Genomic DNA, 13,498 nt, shown 5'->3' on the forward strand with positions numbered 1-13,498 from the left:
CGGTCGCGTCATACCCTATCGCAACCCCGCCCGAAAGGTCTTTCGCCCGTGCCCCTGGTTGCGCAAACAGGCATCGCTCCCCGGTTCGAGCCCGGCCAGCCGCTGGCTGTGCTGACCACGCAGCCGCTGGACCGGCTGCTGGATTACAAGGCACCGGAAGGCGGCGCGCAGCTGGGCGATTTCGTCGAGGTGCCGCTGGGGCCGCGGCTGGTGCTGGGCTGCGTCTGGGGCCCGGCCGAGGGCGGGTTGCCGGTGAGCAAGCTGCGCGCGGTCAACCGGGTGCTGGACGTGCCGCCGATGCGGGACGAATTGCGCCAGTTCCTGGTAAAGGCCGCCGAATACACGCTGACGCCGCTGTCCCTGATGCTGTTTCTGGCGACCCGGGCGCCGGGGCTGTTCCAGGGACCGGCGACGATCCGCGTCTATGCCCCGGGCGAGCCGCCCTCGCGGATGACCGATGCCCGCAAGCGCATCCTCGATGTGTTCGAGACCTATGGCGGCGCCGCGCTGACCGTGGGCGAGATCACGCGCGCCGCGGGCGTCACCGGATCGGTCGTGCACACGATGGCGGCGCAGGGCGCGCTGATCGAGATGGAGGCGCCCAAGGACCAGCCCTATCCCCGCCTCGACCCCGAGCGCGCTGGCAAGGAGCTGAGCGAGGATCAGGCGGCGGCGGCCGCGGTGCTGCGGTCGCGTGCGGATGCGTTCGGCGTGACGCTGCTGAAGGGCGTGACCGGCTCGGGCAAGACCGAGGTCTATCTGGAAGCGGTCGCCGAATGCCTGCGCAAGGGCCGTCAGGCGCTGGTCCTGCTGCCCGAGATCGGGCTCACCGAGGGCTTCCTCGAACGGGTCGAGGCGCGATTCGGCCATCGTCCCGGCGAATGGCATTCCGGCGCCACCACGACCGAGCGGCGGCGCCTGTGGCGCATGGTCGGCGAGGGCGGGGTGCAGATGGTGGTGGGCGCCCGTTCGGCCCTGTTCCTGCCCTACCGCGACCTCGGCCTGATCGTCGTCGACGAGGAACACGACAGCTCCTACAAGCAGGACGAGGGCGTCCTTTACAACGCCCGCGACATGGCGGTGCTGCGCGCCTCGCTGTCCTCGGCGCAGGTGGTGCTGGCCTCGGCCACGCCGTCTCTGGAAAGCTGGGCCAATGCCGAAAGCGGCAAATACGAGCGGCTGGACCTGCACGCCCGCTTCGGCGTGGCGGAACTGCCCGAGATGCGGGCGCTGGACCTGCGCGGCCAGAAACTGCCGCACGGCCGCTGGATCAGCCCGGCGCTGAAAGAGGCGGTGGACCAGCGGGTCGGCTCGGGCGAGCAATCGCTTTTGTTCCTCAACCGCCGCGGCTATGCGCCGGTCACCACCTGCCGCGCCTGCGGCCATCAGATCGCCTGCAACCAGTGCGACGCCCGGATGGTCGAGCATCGGTTTCTGAACCGGCTGATGTGCCACCAATGCGGCGCCACGGCACCGATCCCGACCGCCTGTCCGGCCTGCAAGACCGAGGGCTCGATGCATCCGATCGGCCCGGGGGTTGAGCGGCTGGAGGAGGAAGTCCGCGCCACCTGGCCCGAGGCCCGGGTGGCGGTGCTGTCCTCGGACCTGTTCGGCTCGGCCCGGGCGCTGAAGGAGCAGATCGCGGCCATTGCCGGAGGCGGCGCCGATATCGTCATCGGCACGCAGCTGGTGGCCAAGGGGCACAATTTCCCGCTGCTGACGCTGGTCGGTGTGATCGACGCGGACCTCGGCCTGCATGGCGGCGACCTCAGGGCGGCGGAACGCACCTTTCAGCTGATCCGGCAGGTTGCGGGCCGGGCCGGGCGGCACGAGAAGCCGGGACTGGCGCTGTTGCAGACCCACCAGCCCGACCATCCGGTGATCCAGGCCATTCTCAGCGGCGATGACGAGGGCTTCTGGCGCGCCGAAGCGGCCGAGCGGCAGGCGCTGGGCATGCCGCCTTACGGGCGGCTGGCGGGGATCATCATCTCCTCGACCTCGGTCGAGCAGGCCTTCGAGACCGGCAACCTGCTGGCCCAGCACGCGGGGCCGCTGCACGCGATCGGCGCCCAGCTGTTCGGTCCGGCACCCGCCCCCGTGGCCCGGGTGCGCGGCCGCCACCGCGTGCGGCTTCTGATAAAGGCGGCCAAGGGCGCGCCGCTGCAGGGCGCGATCCGGGCCTGGCTTGCGGGTCTGAAACCGCCCGGCGATACAAGGCTCGCCGTCGATATCGACCCGCAGAATTTCTGGTAATCAGTTCAGGCTGGCGGTCGTGACCCGACCCTGCCCGCGCTGGGCGGTCGCCCGCAGCTCATTGCCCTGCAGCTCGATGAGCTGGCAATCGGTGCCCAGGTCATTGCTGCCGATGCGCAGCGTCCGGCAATGGAACCCGTCGCTCCAGGTCCAGCTGCCGACCATCGGCGTCCCGTTCCATGCGCCCGCGGCGCTGCCATCGGCGGCAAAGGTCACATGGCCGTTTTCCAGGGTGATCTGGCGGCCGGCGACCCGCTCGCGATACTGCGCTTCGGTCTGGATCCGCTCCCAGGCGCCTGCGGCGCCTGCCGCCACGGACAATCCGACGCTGAGAATGATGGTGGTGGCCTTGAACATGGACTGCGCTCCCTCGATACTTGACGATGAATGCCGAAAAATTTCGTTACCAAGGCGAGTCTGTCAATGAATTTCAATCCCAAGGGGAAATCTTGACCATGTGGGAAGACCGCTATCGCGGCAGCGACGAATACCTCTTCGGCACCGCGCCCGCGCGCTTTCTGGTCGAAAATCCCTGGGCGCTGATCCCGGGGGCCACCGCCCTCGCCGTTTCGGACGGCGAGGGGCGCAACGGTGTCCATCTGGCCGCGGCCGGGATGCATGTCACCAGCTTTGACCTGTCGCCCACGGCGGTGGCCCGGGCCCGGGCGCTGGCGGCGGGGCGTGGCGTGGCGCTGGACGCGCGGGTCAGCGACTGGAAGGCCTGGGAATGGGAGCGGCCCTATGACCTGGTCATGGGGATCTTCATCCAGTTCATGCCGCCCGACCAGCGCCCGGCGCAATTCGCCGATCTCGCCCGCACGCTGAAACCCGGCGGGCGGCTGGTGCTGCATGGCTACACGCCCGAGCAGGTGGGGCTGGCCACCGGCGGGCCCCCGAACCCCGCGCAGATGTGGACACCCGAGATCCTGCGTGCCGCCTTCCCCGGCTGGCGGATCGAGCGTCTGGCGACCTATGAGCGCGACGTGCAGGAGGGCCGCGGCCATTCCGGCCGCTCGGCGCTCATCGACTTCGTGGCCCGCAAACCCTGAGCCATCTTTGTTCTGGAAATATCCTCGGGAGGATTTTCAAGGAGGGTGGAAAACCCTCCTTGAAGCGGGGGGCCCGGGGGGCGGCAGCCCCCCGCCCTTTGTATGAACTCGGGGCGGCAGCCCCCCGTCCTTTGCGGTCTCTGGCGGCGGCTGCCTCGCTACTCCCTCACGCCCGCATGATGATGCAGGTCGTGGAGCCCGTGGCGTAGATCTTGCCATCCTCGACGCCGGTGATCGTGGCCTCGGCCACGGCGGTCGAGCGGCCGGCGTGCTGGACGCGGGCCCGGCATTCGACCAGCACGCCGGGTTTCAGCGCCCGGGTCAGGTTCACCTTGTATTCGAGCGTGGTATAGACCGAGCCCTTCTCCAGCACCGTCGCCACCGCGCAGCCGAGCGCGCTGTCGAGGATCGTGCCGTACCAGCCGCCATGCACGCCACCCATCGGGTTGGAATGCCGGAACTCGGCCGATCCGCGGAAGGCGACCTCGCCCTTCGTCGCTTCATGCAGGCGGAAGTTCATCACCTCGGCGATGGGGGCGCCCGGCAGGGTGCCGTCGCGGATCGCCTCGATGAAGGCAAGGCCGGTCATCCCCGCCATGGTCTCGCGGTCGGGGATCTCGGCGGGGGAACGGGCGACGTGTTGTTCGGGCATCGGGACCTCCCTTTGGGTGCGGGAAAGCTAGGCAGGTCCCCGGCGCGGGGCCAGCCCTGCCCTCCGGCCCCGACGCAACGTCACGCGGTTACTGCCCGGCGGGCGGATTGGCGTCCAGCCAGCCGCGCATGAAGGCGATCTCGGCCTCCTGCGCCGCGATCACCGCTTCGGCCATGGCGCGGATCTGCGGGTCCCGGCCGTGTTCCAGCACCACACGGGCCATGTCCACCGCGCCCTGATGGTGCGGGATCATGCCCAGCACGAAATCGCGGTCGGCGTCGCCGGTGAGGGGGACCGCCATGTCGGCATGCATCCGGGCGTTGATCTCGGCATAGGCCTCGGCCGCGGGCGAGGGTGCCTGCATGGTCGTGGCGGGGGCCATGCCATGGCCGGAATGGTCACTGGTCTGCGCCAGCGCCGGCAGGGCGGTCAGGGCGAGGGCGGCGGCGGTCAGGGCGATGCGCATGGGGGATCCTCCGGGTCAGATGCCGGGGCAGGGAACAGGATTCCCCCTGCTGGAAGGCAAATCACGCTGCGGTGAGGTCAGCCCTGCCGGGCCTCGGCCAGCGCTTCTGGCAGAACCCGGGCGAAGGCGGCGAGCTGGGCCTCGGGTCCGGCCGAGACGCGGATGCAGCGGTCATGGGGGGCGACGAAGGGCATGCGGATGAAGACCCCGCGTTTCACCACCCCGGCCAGTACCCGGCGGGCGAAATCGCCATCCCGTCCGCAGTCGATGGTCACGAAATTGGTGGCCGAGGGCAGCGCGCGCAGCCCGTTCTCGGCGGCGATGGCGTTGAGGCGGGCGCGGGCCGCGACCACCTGGGCGATGGTCTGCGCCAGATGCCCCTCGTCCGCCAGCGCCGCCAGCGCGCCGATCTGCGCCGCGCGGTTCATGCCGAAATGGTTGCGCACCTTGTCGAAGGCGGCGATCAGCCCGGGCGCCCCCACCGCGTAGCCGACCCGCGCCCCCGCCAGCCCATAGCCTTTCGAAAAGGTGCGCAGGCGGATCACCCGCTCGTCATCGGGGTCGATCTCGGGCGCGGTGCCTTCGGGGGCGAACTCGACATAGGCCTCGTCCAGCGCCAGCAGCGTGCCAGCGGGCACCTGTTCGATGGCGCCGCGGATCACCTCGGCCCCGTGCCAGCTGCCCATCGGGTTGTCGGGGTTGGCGAGGTAGACGAGCTTCGCCTCGACCTCGCGCGCGCGGTGCATCAGCGCCGTGGGATCCTCGTGATCGCCGAGATACGGCACCTTGTGCAGCACGCCGCCGAAGCCCGCGACATGGTAGTTGAAGGTGGGATAGGCGCCCTCCGAGGTCACCACGGCATCGCCCGGCTCGATCAGCAGCCGCACCAGATAGCCCAGCAGCCCGTCGATCCCCTCGCCCACGATGAGATGCGCGGGCGTGACGCCCAGCCTCAAGGCAAGCGCCTGTTTCAGGTCGTGGTTCTCGGGGTCGCCATACATCCACTGATCGCCCGAGGCCTTCGCCATCGCCTCGATCGCCCGGGGCGAGGGGCCGAAGCCGTTCTCGTTGGCGCCGAGACGCGCCTCGAAGGCCGCGCCCCGGGCGCGTTCCTGCGTCTCGGGGCCGACGAAGGGCACGGTGGCGGGCAGGGTATCGACCAGACGGGTGTAGCGAGGGCTCATCGGGTGGGTTCCTTGGCGTCCTGGAGCCAGGTCCAGATCCGGAGGGGGGTGAGGGGCATGTCGACATGGCGCACGCCCCGACCCCAGAGGGCATCGAGCGCGGCGTTGGAAAGGGCCGAGAGCGCGCCGACGGTGCCGGCCTCGCCACAGCCCTTCATGCCGATCGGGTTGTTCTTGGAGGGCGTCGGTTCGCTGAAGAAGCGGATGAAGGGCACATCCGCGGCGCGCGGCATGGCGTAATCCATCAGCGAGCCGGTCAGCAGCTGGCCGTCATCGTCAAAGCGCAGATCCTCGGTCACCGCCTGTCCGAAGCCCTGCACGACGCCGCCATGCACCTGACCCTCGGCCAGTTGCGGATGCATCAAGACGCCCAGATCATCGACGGCGAGGTAGCGGTCCAGCCTGAGCGCGCCGGTCTCGGGGTCGATCTCGACCTCGCACAGATGGGCGCCGTTGGGAAAGCTGCGCCCGGCCAGCTGGCTGCGTTTCTCGTGCCGCAGCAGGTCCTTGCGGCCCTTCTGGCGGGCAAGGTCGGCGGCTTCCAGCAGGGTCAGACGGCGGTTCGAGCCGGGGGCCGAGAAGATGCCGTCGTCGAAGGTGAAGGGCGCGGCCTCGATCTCCGCCTCCAGGAAGGCGGTGAAAGCGGCGACCATCTGCTCGACCGTGCCCAGCGTCGCCGCCGATTGCACGGTGACCGAGCGCGAGCCGCCGGTGCCGCCGCCGCGGGTGATCAGGTCGCTGTCGCCCTGCACCACCTCGATCCCGTCGAAGGGCAGGCCGGTCAGATCGGCGAGGTACTGGGCATAGACCGTCTCATGCCCCTGTCCGTTCGACTGGGTGCCGACATAAAGCTTCGCGCCGGTCTCGGTCAGTTCGACCACGGCGGCCTCGCTGTCCTCGCCGAGGATGGATTCGATGTAATAGCTGAGGCCGAGGCCGCGCAGCAGGCCCTTGGCCTCGCTTTCAGCCCGCCGCTTGGCGAAGCCCGCGACATCGCCCAGCGTCCCGGCCCGGGCCAGCACCCGGCCGAACGAGCCCACGTCATAGGTCATTTCGCCCGGGGTACGGTAGGGGAAGGCGCCCTCGGGGATGAAATTGCGCTGGCGGATCTCGAGCGGCGAGAGGCCCAGCTCGCGCGCCGCCATGTCCATGGTGCGTTCCAGCAGCGTGATCGCCTCGGGGCGGCCGGCGCCGCGATAGGCATCGACCGGCGTGGTGTTCGTATAGATCCCCTGCACGTCGAGCGTGGCGCAGGGGATGTCATAGACCCCGGTCAGCACCTTCGAGAACATCTCGCACTGGATGTTCTGGCCGAATTGCGAGTTGTAGGCACCGAGGTTCGAGCGGTTCTGCACCCGGTAGGCCAGGATCCTGTGATCGGCGTCGAAGGCCAGTTCCGCCACGCTGTCCAGATCCCGCGCGCCGTTGTCGGCCAGCATCGCCTCGCTGCGGTCGGAAATCCAGGCGACCGGACGGCCAAGGGTCATGGCGGCCTGCGCCAGCGCGTATTGTTCGGGGTATTGCATGGATTTCATGCCGAAGCCGCCGCCCACATCGGGGGTGGTGACATGCACCTGCTCGGGCCTGAGGTTCAGGAACTTGGCCAGTTCCCGCTTGTGGCCCCAGACGCCCTGTCCGTTATAGGCGAAATGCAGCCGCTCGCCGTCCCAATGGGCGAAGGCGGCGCGGGGTTCCATGCTGACGGTGGTGACGCGGTTCTGGCGCACCGACAGACGGGTGACATGGGCGGCCTTGGCAAAGGCGGCCTCGACCGCCTCGGTATCGCCCAGATGCCAGTCGACGGGCAGGTTGTCGGGCACCTCGGCATGGACGGCGGGGCCACCGGGGAAAAGGTTCAGATGCGCCGGCTTCTCGTCATAGTCGAGGGCGATGGCCTCGACCGCGTCCTGCGCCTGGGCCTGCGTCTCGGCCAGGACGATGGCCACCGGCTCGCCCATGTGGCGCATGACGCCATCGGCCAGCGCCGGACGATGAGTGGCGCGGCCGGGGCGGCCCAGCCGGTCCTTGGCCAGCACCGCCCAGAGGCTGGCGGTGATGCCCGCGGCTTTCAGATCCTCGGCCGTCAGGATGGCGTGGACGCCGGGCAGGGCCATGGCATCGGCGGTGTCCAGCCCGGTGATCACGCCATGCGCGACCGGCGCGCGCAAAAAGGCCGCCCTGAGCGTGCCCTCGGGCAGGATGTCGGACAGGTAGCGGCCGGTCCCGGTCAGAAACCTCAGATCCTCGCGCCGCAAGACGCCTTGCGCTTTGCCGAAAGCCCGCATGTTACCCCCTTGATGGTCAGGGCGGAGATTACCCGCCGGGGCCGCGAGGGCAAGGGGAGGCGCTCAGGCGCCGAGGTCGAGCACCAGATGATGCCGCGCCGCGCCGAAGCCGTTGAAGCGGGTGGCGATGGCGGCGGAATAGGCGCCCATGCCCTGGACCAGCAGGTAGTCGCCCTCGGCCAGATCCTCGGGCAGCGCGGGTTCGCCCGGCAGCCGGTCGAGGGAATCGCAGGTCGGGCCGAAAACCACGCGCGGGCGGGCGGGGCCGGTGCGGGGCAGGCCCTCGGGCGAGAGGGCGCAGAGGCGGTCGGGCGTGCCGATGCTGGGCAGTTCGGCGAAGGCGCCATAGATCCCGTCATTCAGGAACACCGGCCCGTCATCGCGCAGCGCCTTCACCTGTGCGGCCAGCGCCATGGCATCGGCGACCATGGCCCGGCCGGGCTCGCAGACCAGCGCCGGGGCGTCCGGGCCGAAGACCTCGGCCGTGGTGCGGGCGATGGTGGCGAAGATCGCTTCCAGCGGCGGGGCATCGGCGTGGTGGCGGCGCGAGGGGAAGCCGCCGCCGGTGTTGAGCCGGGACAGGCGGATCGGCCCGGCGATGCGGCGCGCGGCGCGGATATAGGCCTCCCAGGCGGCGGGGTCCTGGCATTGGGTGCCGGGGTGGAAGGTCAGCGCGGGGGCGAAACCGGCCTGCGCCACGCGGTCGAGGAGGGTTGCCGCCAGCCCCTCGTCCGCGCCGAATTTGGCGCCGAAATCATAGGCGGCGCCGGGGACCGGCAGCTTGAAGCGCACGGCGATCTCGGTTTGCGTGCCTGAGGCGCGGCGGGGCGGGACCAGCGCGATCAGCTTGTCGAGTTCGCTCTGCGCATCGACCGAATAGCTGGCTACGTCCTGCGCCACGGCCAGCGCGATCTCGGCCCGGGCCCGCACCGGGTTGTTGTAATGCAGCGCCGCGCCGGGGATCAGGCGGCGGACCAGCGCGATTTCCTCGGGCGAGGCGACGTCGAAGCCGGTGATCCCGGCGGCGGCGAGATTGGCGAGGATCGTCTCGTCCGGGTTGGCCTTCACCGCATAGGTGACGAGGCCGGGAAACCCCGACAGGAACCGTCGGGCCTGCGCCTGAAGCGCGGCGGGCGAGAGGAAGAGGACCGGATCCTCGGGCTGATGCGCCCGCAGGTAATCGACCGGATCGGACCAGAGGCTGTCGGCAAATCCCATGGCGTGTCCTTTCGCGCCGCTGCTCGATGGGGCCGGTTCAGGCCGGCTCTGCTTTCAGGATGCCGCGAAATGATGCGTCCCGAAGCCAGCATTTCGGTTGATCTGCGCCATGGCCCCGTTATTTTGACGAGGAATTCGTCATTTTGCAGGATGGCCATGGACGAGCTGGACCGGGCGCTGGTGTCGCTGCTCATCGCCGATGCGCGTCAGCCGCTGGCGACGCTGGCCCGCAGGCTGAAAGTGGCGCGCAGCACGGTGCAATCGCGGCTGGAGCGGCTGGAGGCTTCGGGCCTGGTGCAGGGCTATACCGTGCGGCTGGCGCAACCGGCGGAGCGGCCGCTGATCCGCGCCTCGGTGCTGGTCTCGATCGAGCCGCGCAACCAGACCAACATTCTGGCGCGGCTCAAGGCCATGCCGGAGGTCGAGCGCGCCTTCACCACCTCGGGGCGGGTGGATCTCTTGTTGCAGGTGGCGGCGCCGACCACCGAGCAGCTGGACGCGGTGCTGGATGCCATCGGGGCGATGCCGGGGGTCAGGTCGTCGGAAAGCCTGATCCACCTGAGCGTCAAGATCGACCGCGGCGCCTGATCAGTAATCGCCGCTCCAATAGCCCCGGCCCTGCAGGGGGTCGATGTAGACGGTGACGGTGCTGCCCGGGGGCGGCAGGTCGGCGGCGGGGCGGGGCACGGCGATCCCGGCAAGGCCGGTGCCGTCCTGCCAGTGCAGCCGCGCCTTGCCCTTCTTGCCCCAGGTCTGATGCTGGCTCACCGTGGCGCTGCGGGCCTCGCCTGCCTCGACCGCCCGGCGGCGCGAGGAGACTTGGCGCCGCGCGTGACCCAGCAGCAGCAGCGCGGCCCAGAGGATCGCCCCGCCAAGCAGCCCGAAAACGCTGCCGAAGCGGCGGTTTCGTCCCGGCTCGATCTCGGCAATCGCGGGATTGGTGGCGACATAGCGCAGCTCGACCCCGGAACGGCCGCGGGATTCGGCGTAAAAGCCCTGCGATACCTGGAAGACCGCGGAATGCAGCTGCCCGGCCTCGTCCCGGAAGCTGACGTCCATGTAATGGCGGTAGCTGAGCCCGCCGTCGCGCCGCCGCGCGGTGGTGGAATAGGCATGGTCGATCTGTGCAAGGGTCGTCACACCGCCGCGGGAGAGGCGCAGGTCATGATACAGGTGCCAGAGCCCGACCGAGCCGAAGGCAAGGCCCGCCAGCAGCAGCACGACGCCGGGCCAGAAGCCGGGCCGTTCGACGTAGAGCCGGGCTGAGGGCAGGGGGCGGGGGCCGGAGGACAGATCCGTCATGGCAATACCGGGCTGGAAATATCGTGCATCAATCCCTCGGAATGATGCGGGTTTCGGCCCCGGGTTCAAGCCGGAGCCGAGGACATCACGCGCTCTTGCACCGGGGGCGCCGCAGGCGGGCCGTGGCGGTGGTCAGGGGTCAGTAATCCCCTTCCCACCAGCCGCGCCCGCTGCGCGGATCGACATAGACCGCGACCGGCGCGCCGATGTCGGGCAAGGCCTCGGTGGTGACCGGACCCGAGCGGCCACGGGTGGTGCCCGCTTCCCAGCCGAAGGTCCAGCGGTTGGACTTGGCCTTGCCGATGCGCTTGTGGTCGGTGACTGTCGCCATCCGACGCTCGCCCTCCTGCGCGGCCCGGCGCTGGGCGCCCGCCCCGCGCAGCAGCACCAGCAGTGAGATCAGCACCGCGATGGCGAAGCCGATGGCGATGAAGCCCACGATCTTGCCGGTGCGTCCGGTCTGGCCCGGGACCAGCTCGATCGTCGTCGGATGGGAGCGGGCGTAGCGGACCGGCAGGGTGGAGCCGGTGCGGTTCGACTCGTAAAGCCCGGCACTGACCGAACGGTTGACCTCGACCGGGGTGCCATCGGGGCCGGTAAAGCGGATCACCAGCGTGTAATTGCGCGAGGTGGAGCCGTTCGAGCGCCGGGTGACGCTGGTCGAGCGGTCGATGACGACGCCGGTCGTGTCGACGCCCTCGCTGGCCAAGAGCGCGGCCTCGCGCAGTTCGTAAACGCTGAAAGCGGCCGTGAGGCCGCCCAAGATCAGGAAAACGAAGGCGAGGGCAAAGCTCGCGCGGCGGGTATAGATCTTTCGGGAAAGGCTCGGGCGGTCCATGAAACGCTCCTGAAAACGGGCAAATATCGCGCCCGCTTCCGAAGTGATATCCGCCGCCCGCCGAAAATCAATCGCTGGCGAGGGCCCGTGCCGCGGCCTCCACCGCGCCCGGCCCGTGGTCGATCCCCAGCGCCTTCATCCCGGTATCCATGACCGCCAGCGCCCCCAGCGTCATATGCGCGTTTACATGGCCCATATGGGCGATGCGGAAATAGGCGTCGCCCGCGGGATCGCCGGGTTCCGCCATGCCCAGACCGATGCCCAGCGTGACGCCCGCCTGATGTTCGCACCATTGCCGCAGCCGCGTGCCGTCCTTGCCCGAGAGCCGCGCGGCGGTGACCGAATGGCCGCGCCGGGCCGGGTCCTGGATGTTCAGACGGAAGGCGCCGCCCTGGCCCCAGGCCTCGGCCGCGGTCCAGACGGCCCGGGCCAGTGCGCTGTGGCGGGCCCAGACATTCTCCAGCCCTTCCTCGTGGATCATCGACAGCGCCTCGCGCAGGCCGAAAAGGTGATGCGTGGGCGCCGTGCCGTACCAGTTCTCATAGAAGAACTGGGCGGTATTGCGGGGCGTCCAGTCCCAATAGGGCGTGCGCAGGTCCGAGGTTTTGCCGACCTCCTTCGCCTTGTCCGAGAAAAAGACGAAGCCCAGACCGGGCGGCGTCATCAGCCCCTTCTGGCTGGCCGAGATCATCACGTCGACGCCCCAGTCGTCCATGCGGAATTCGTCGCAGGCCAGCGAGGCGATGCAATCGACCATCAAAAGGCCCGGGTGGCCGAGGTCGTCCATCAGCCTGCGCACCGCCGCCACGTCGTTCAGCGCGCTGGTCGCGGTATCGACATGGGTAACCATCACGGCGCGGGCATCGGGGGCGGCTTTCAGCGCGGCTTCGGCCCGGGTCAGGTCGATGGGTTCGCGGCCGAAGTCGGTTATCAGCGGCTCCACGCCCAGCAGGCGGGCGTGTTCGGCCCAGCCATGGCCGAAGCGCCCGGTGGCCAGCACTACCGCCTTGTCGCCGCGGCGGAAGACGTTGGTGTTGGCGGCCTCCCATGTCGCGTGGCCGTTGCCGATGTAGATGGCGAGGTTCTGCTCGGTGCAGGCGACCCTCTTCAGATCGGCGCGCAAGGGCGCCACCATGTCCACCAGCGAGCCCTCGTAGATATTGGGCGCGGCGCGGTGCATGGCGTTGAGCACGCGGTCGGGCATGACCGAGGGGCCGGGGATGGCCAGATAGGGACGGCCATTGGCGAGCGACATGCCGGGAACTCCTGAACCTGTGTAGTGTGTCGCCGGACATTAGGCACGGGGGCGGGGGCTGTGCAAGGGGCGGCGGCGGACCTATATCCGGGGCTGATGGAGAGAATGCCGATGCCCGATCCGATCCTGTCGCCCGATGCCCGCTGCGCCCCGGTTCCCGGGCGCGGATTCCTGCGCGTGACTGGCCCTGACCGCGAGAAATTCCTGCAAGGACTGGTGACGCAGGACATGGGTCGGGTGATCCGCGACGGCATCGGCTATGGCGCGATGCTGACGCCGCAGGGCAAGCTGCTGGCCGATTTCCTGCTGGTGGCGGAACCCGAGGCGGTGCTGATCGACGTGGCCGAGGATCTGGCCGAGGATCTGGCGCGGCGGCTGGTGATGTTCAAGCTGCGCTCGAAGGCCGCGGTGGAGCGGGTCGAGGGCGTGGTCACCCGCGGGATCGGACCGAGGCCCGAGGGCGCGCTGGCCGATCCGCGCGATCCGGCGCTGGGCTGGCGGCTTTACGGCGTGGCGCTGGAACAGGGCGCGCCGGTCGATTGGGAGGCGCTGCGCATCGCGGCGCTGGTGCCCGAGACCGGGGCCGAGCTGGTGCCGGGCGACAGTTTCGTGCTGGAACTGGGGTTCGAGCGGCTCAACGGCGTTGATTTCCGCAAGGGCTGCTACGTCGGGCAGGAGGTCACGGCGCGGATGCACCACAAGACCACGCTGCGCCGGCAGTTGATGGTCCTGTCGGTCGCCGAGCCGGTGCCGGTGGGAACGCCTGTCCTGATGGAGGACGGACGCGAGGCCGGGGTCCTCTATACCCAGGCCGGGGGCCGGGGGCTTGCGCTGATGCGGGTCGACCGGGCCGAGGGGGCGCTGACGGTGGGCGGGCAGCCGGTGACGGTTGTGCCGGAGTGAGAATGGTCGCCGAGGTGGGATGAAATCCCACCCTACGGGGGTGGCGATCCTGGGCGGTGCGGCGGGGTAGGGTGGGATTTCATCCCACCATCG

13 protein-coding genes are annotated in these 13,498 nt (G+C 69.6%); 4 read left to right on the top strand and 9 right to left on the bottom strand.

The annotated features are described in order from the left end of the window. Window positions 1–72 precede the first annotated feature (72 nt). On the top strand, window positions 73–2,253 hold the full coding sequence (locus DDE23_RS01155; protein ID WP_107750205.1) for a primosomal protein N': 2,181 nt from the start codon (window positions 73–75) through the stop codon (window positions 2,251–2,253). Here the strand turns inward: DDE23_RS01155 and DDE23_RS01160 are convergent, their stop codons facing one another. Then, window positions 2,254–2,610 carry a hypothetical protein gene (locus tag DDE23_RS01160; protein ID WP_107749551.1) on the bottom strand — a complete coding sequence of 119 codons (357 nt, stop codon included), beginning with the start codon at window positions 2,608–2,610 and terminating at the stop codon, window positions 2,254–2,256. It lies immediately after the preceding gene. 98 nt (window positions 2,611–2,708) lie between these two features. Here DDE23_RS01160 and DDE23_RS01165 point away from each other — a divergent pair, with 98 nt between their 5' ends. Continuing rightward, window positions 2,709–3,302, top strand: coding sequence for an SAM-dependent methyltransferase (locus DDE23_RS01165; RefSeq protein WP_107749552.1), 594 nt, complete (start codon window positions 2,709–2,711; stop codon window positions 3,300–3,302). Between the two features lie 166 nt (window positions 3,303–3,468). Here the strand turns inward: DDE23_RS01165 and DDE23_RS01170 are convergent, their stop codons facing one another. From DDE23_RS01170 to DDE23_RS01190, 5 genes are all read right to left on the bottom strand, one after another. After that, complete coding sequence (locus DDE23_RS01170) at window positions 3,469–3,954, bottom strand: PaaI family thioesterase (protein ID WP_107749553.1); 486 nt, start codon at window positions 3,952–3,954, stop codon at window positions 3,469–3,471. Window positions 3,955–4,042: 88 nt separating this feature from the next. Next, on the bottom strand, window positions 4,043–4,420 hold the full coding sequence (gene copM, locus DDE23_RS01175) for a CopM family metallochaperone (RefSeq protein ID WP_107749554.1): 378 nt from the start codon (window positions 4,418–4,420) through the stop codon (window positions 4,043–4,045). Window positions 4,421–4,497: 77 nt separating this feature from the next. Beyond that, the gene (locus DDE23_RS01180; RefSeq protein WP_107749555.1) at window positions 4,498–5,604 is read right to left on the bottom strand and encodes a pyridoxal phosphate-dependent aminotransferase; all 1,107 of its coding nucleotides are present in this window, start codon (window positions 5,602–5,604) and stop codon (window positions 4,498–4,500) included. Then, on the bottom strand, window positions 5,601–7,889 hold the full coding sequence (locus DDE23_RS01185) for a xanthine dehydrogenase family protein molybdopterin-binding subunit (RefSeq protein WP_107749556.1): 2,289 nt from the start codon (window positions 7,887–7,889) through the stop codon (window positions 5,601–5,603). The genes DDE23_RS01180 and DDE23_RS01185 overlap by 4 nt, the downstream gene beginning before the upstream one ends. Window positions 7,890–7,952: 63 nt before the next feature. Then, on the bottom strand, window positions 7,953–9,107 hold the full coding sequence (locus DDE23_RS01190) for a type III PLP-dependent enzyme (RefSeq protein ID WP_107749557.1): 1,155 nt from the start codon (window positions 9,105–9,107) through the stop codon (window positions 7,953–7,955). 156 nt (window positions 9,108–9,263) lie between these two features. Between DDE23_RS01190 and DDE23_RS01195 the strand changes: the two genes are divergently transcribed. Then, on the top strand, window positions 9,264–9,695 hold the full coding sequence (locus tag DDE23_RS01195) for an Lrp/AsnC family transcriptional regulator (protein WP_107749558.1): 432 nt from the start codon (window positions 9,264–9,266) through the stop codon (window positions 9,693–9,695). On the opposite strand, the gene DDE23_RS01200 is transcribed toward DDE23_RS01195, so the two are convergent. The 3 genes from DDE23_RS01200 to DDE23_RS01210 form a co-directional block, all read right to left on the bottom strand. Continuing rightward, entirely contained in the window at window positions 9,696–10,409 is a 714-nt protein-coding gene (locus DDE23_RS01200) for a DUF3592 domain-containing protein (RefSeq protein WP_107749559.1), read from the bottom strand. Window positions 10,410–10,548: 139 nt separating this feature from the next. Further along, window positions 10,549–11,247 carry a DUF3592 domain-containing protein gene (locus DDE23_RS01205; RefSeq protein ID WP_107749560.1) on the bottom strand — a complete coding sequence of 233 codons (699 nt, stop codon included), beginning with the start codon at window positions 11,245–11,247 and terminating at the stop codon, window positions 10,549–10,551. A gap of 67 nt (window positions 11,248–11,314) precedes the next feature. After that, the gene (locus tag DDE23_RS01210) at window positions 11,315–12,502 is read right to left on the bottom strand and encodes a pyridoxal-phosphate-dependent aminotransferase family protein (RefSeq protein ID WP_107749561.1); all 1,188 of its coding nucleotides are present in this window, start codon (window positions 12,500–12,502) and stop codon (window positions 11,315–11,317) included. 111 nt (window positions 12,503–12,613) lie between these two features. Here DDE23_RS01210 and ygfZ point away from each other — a divergent pair, with 111 nt between their 5' ends. Beyond that, complete coding sequence (ygfZ, locus tag DDE23_RS01215; RefSeq protein WP_107750206.1) at window positions 12,614–13,405, top strand: CAF17-like 4Fe-4S cluster assembly/insertion protein YgfZ; 792 nt, start codon at window positions 12,614–12,616, stop codon at window positions 13,403–13,405. Window positions 13,406–13,498 lie beyond the last annotated feature (93 nt).

Origin of the sequence: Pararhodobacter aggregans, from assembly GCF_003075525.1 — a bacterium.
Lineage (GTDB): Bacteria > Pseudomonadota > Alphaproteobacteria > Rhodobacterales > Rhodobacteraceae > Pararhodobacter > Pararhodobacter aggregans.

What these genes read in the sequence shown, in the direction of transcription:
- DDE23_RS01160 (WP_107749551.1), bottom strand. Translation starts at nt 2,610, where the DNA reads ATGTTCAAGGCCACCACCATCATTCTCAGCGTCGGATTGTCCGTGGCG.
- DDE23_RS01165 (WP_107749552.1), top strand. Translation starts at nt 2,709, where the DNA reads ATGTGGGAAGACCGCTATCGCGGCAGCGACGAATACCTCTTCGGCACC.
- DDE23_RS01170 (WP_107749553.1), bottom strand. Translation starts at nt 3,954, where the DNA reads ATGCCCGAACAACACGTCGCCCGTTCCCCCGCCGAGATCCCCGACCGC.
- copM (WP_107749554.1), bottom strand. Translation starts at nt 4,420, where the DNA reads ATGCGCATCGCCCTGACCGCCGCCGCCCTCGCCCTGACCGCCCTGCCG.
- DDE23_RS01180 (WP_107749555.1), bottom strand. Translation starts at nt 5,604, where the DNA reads ATGAGCCCTCGCTACACCCGTCTGGTCGATACCCTGCCCGCCACCGTG.
- DDE23_RS01185 (WP_107749556.1), bottom strand. Translation starts at nt 7,889, where the DNA reads ATGCGGGCTTTCGGCAAAGCGCAAGGCGTCTTGCGGCGCGAGGATCTG.
- DDE23_RS01190 (WP_107749557.1), bottom strand. Translation starts at nt 9,107, where the DNA reads ATGGGATTTGCCGACAGCCTCTGGTCCGATCCGGTCGATTACCTGCGG.
- DDE23_RS01195 (WP_107749558.1), top strand. Translation starts at nt 9,264, where the DNA reads ATGGACGAGCTGGACCGGGCGCTGGTGTCGCTGCTCATCGCCGATGCG.
- DDE23_RS01200 (WP_107749559.1), bottom strand. Translation starts at nt 10,409, where the DNA reads ATGACGGATCTGTCCTCCGGCCCCCGCCCCCTGCCCTCAGCCCGGCTC.
- DDE23_RS01205 (WP_107749560.1), bottom strand. Translation starts at nt 11,247, where the DNA reads ATGGACCGCCCGAGCCTTTCCCGAAAGATCTATACCCGCCGCGCGAGC.
- DDE23_RS01210 (WP_107749561.1), bottom strand. Translation starts at nt 12,502, where the DNA reads ATGTCGCTCGCCAATGGCCGTCCCTATCTGGCCATCCCCGGCCCCTCG.
- ygfZ (WP_107750206.1), top strand. Translation starts at nt 12,614, where the DNA reads ATGCCCGATCCGATCCTGTCGCCCGATGCCCGCTGCGCCCCGGTTCCC.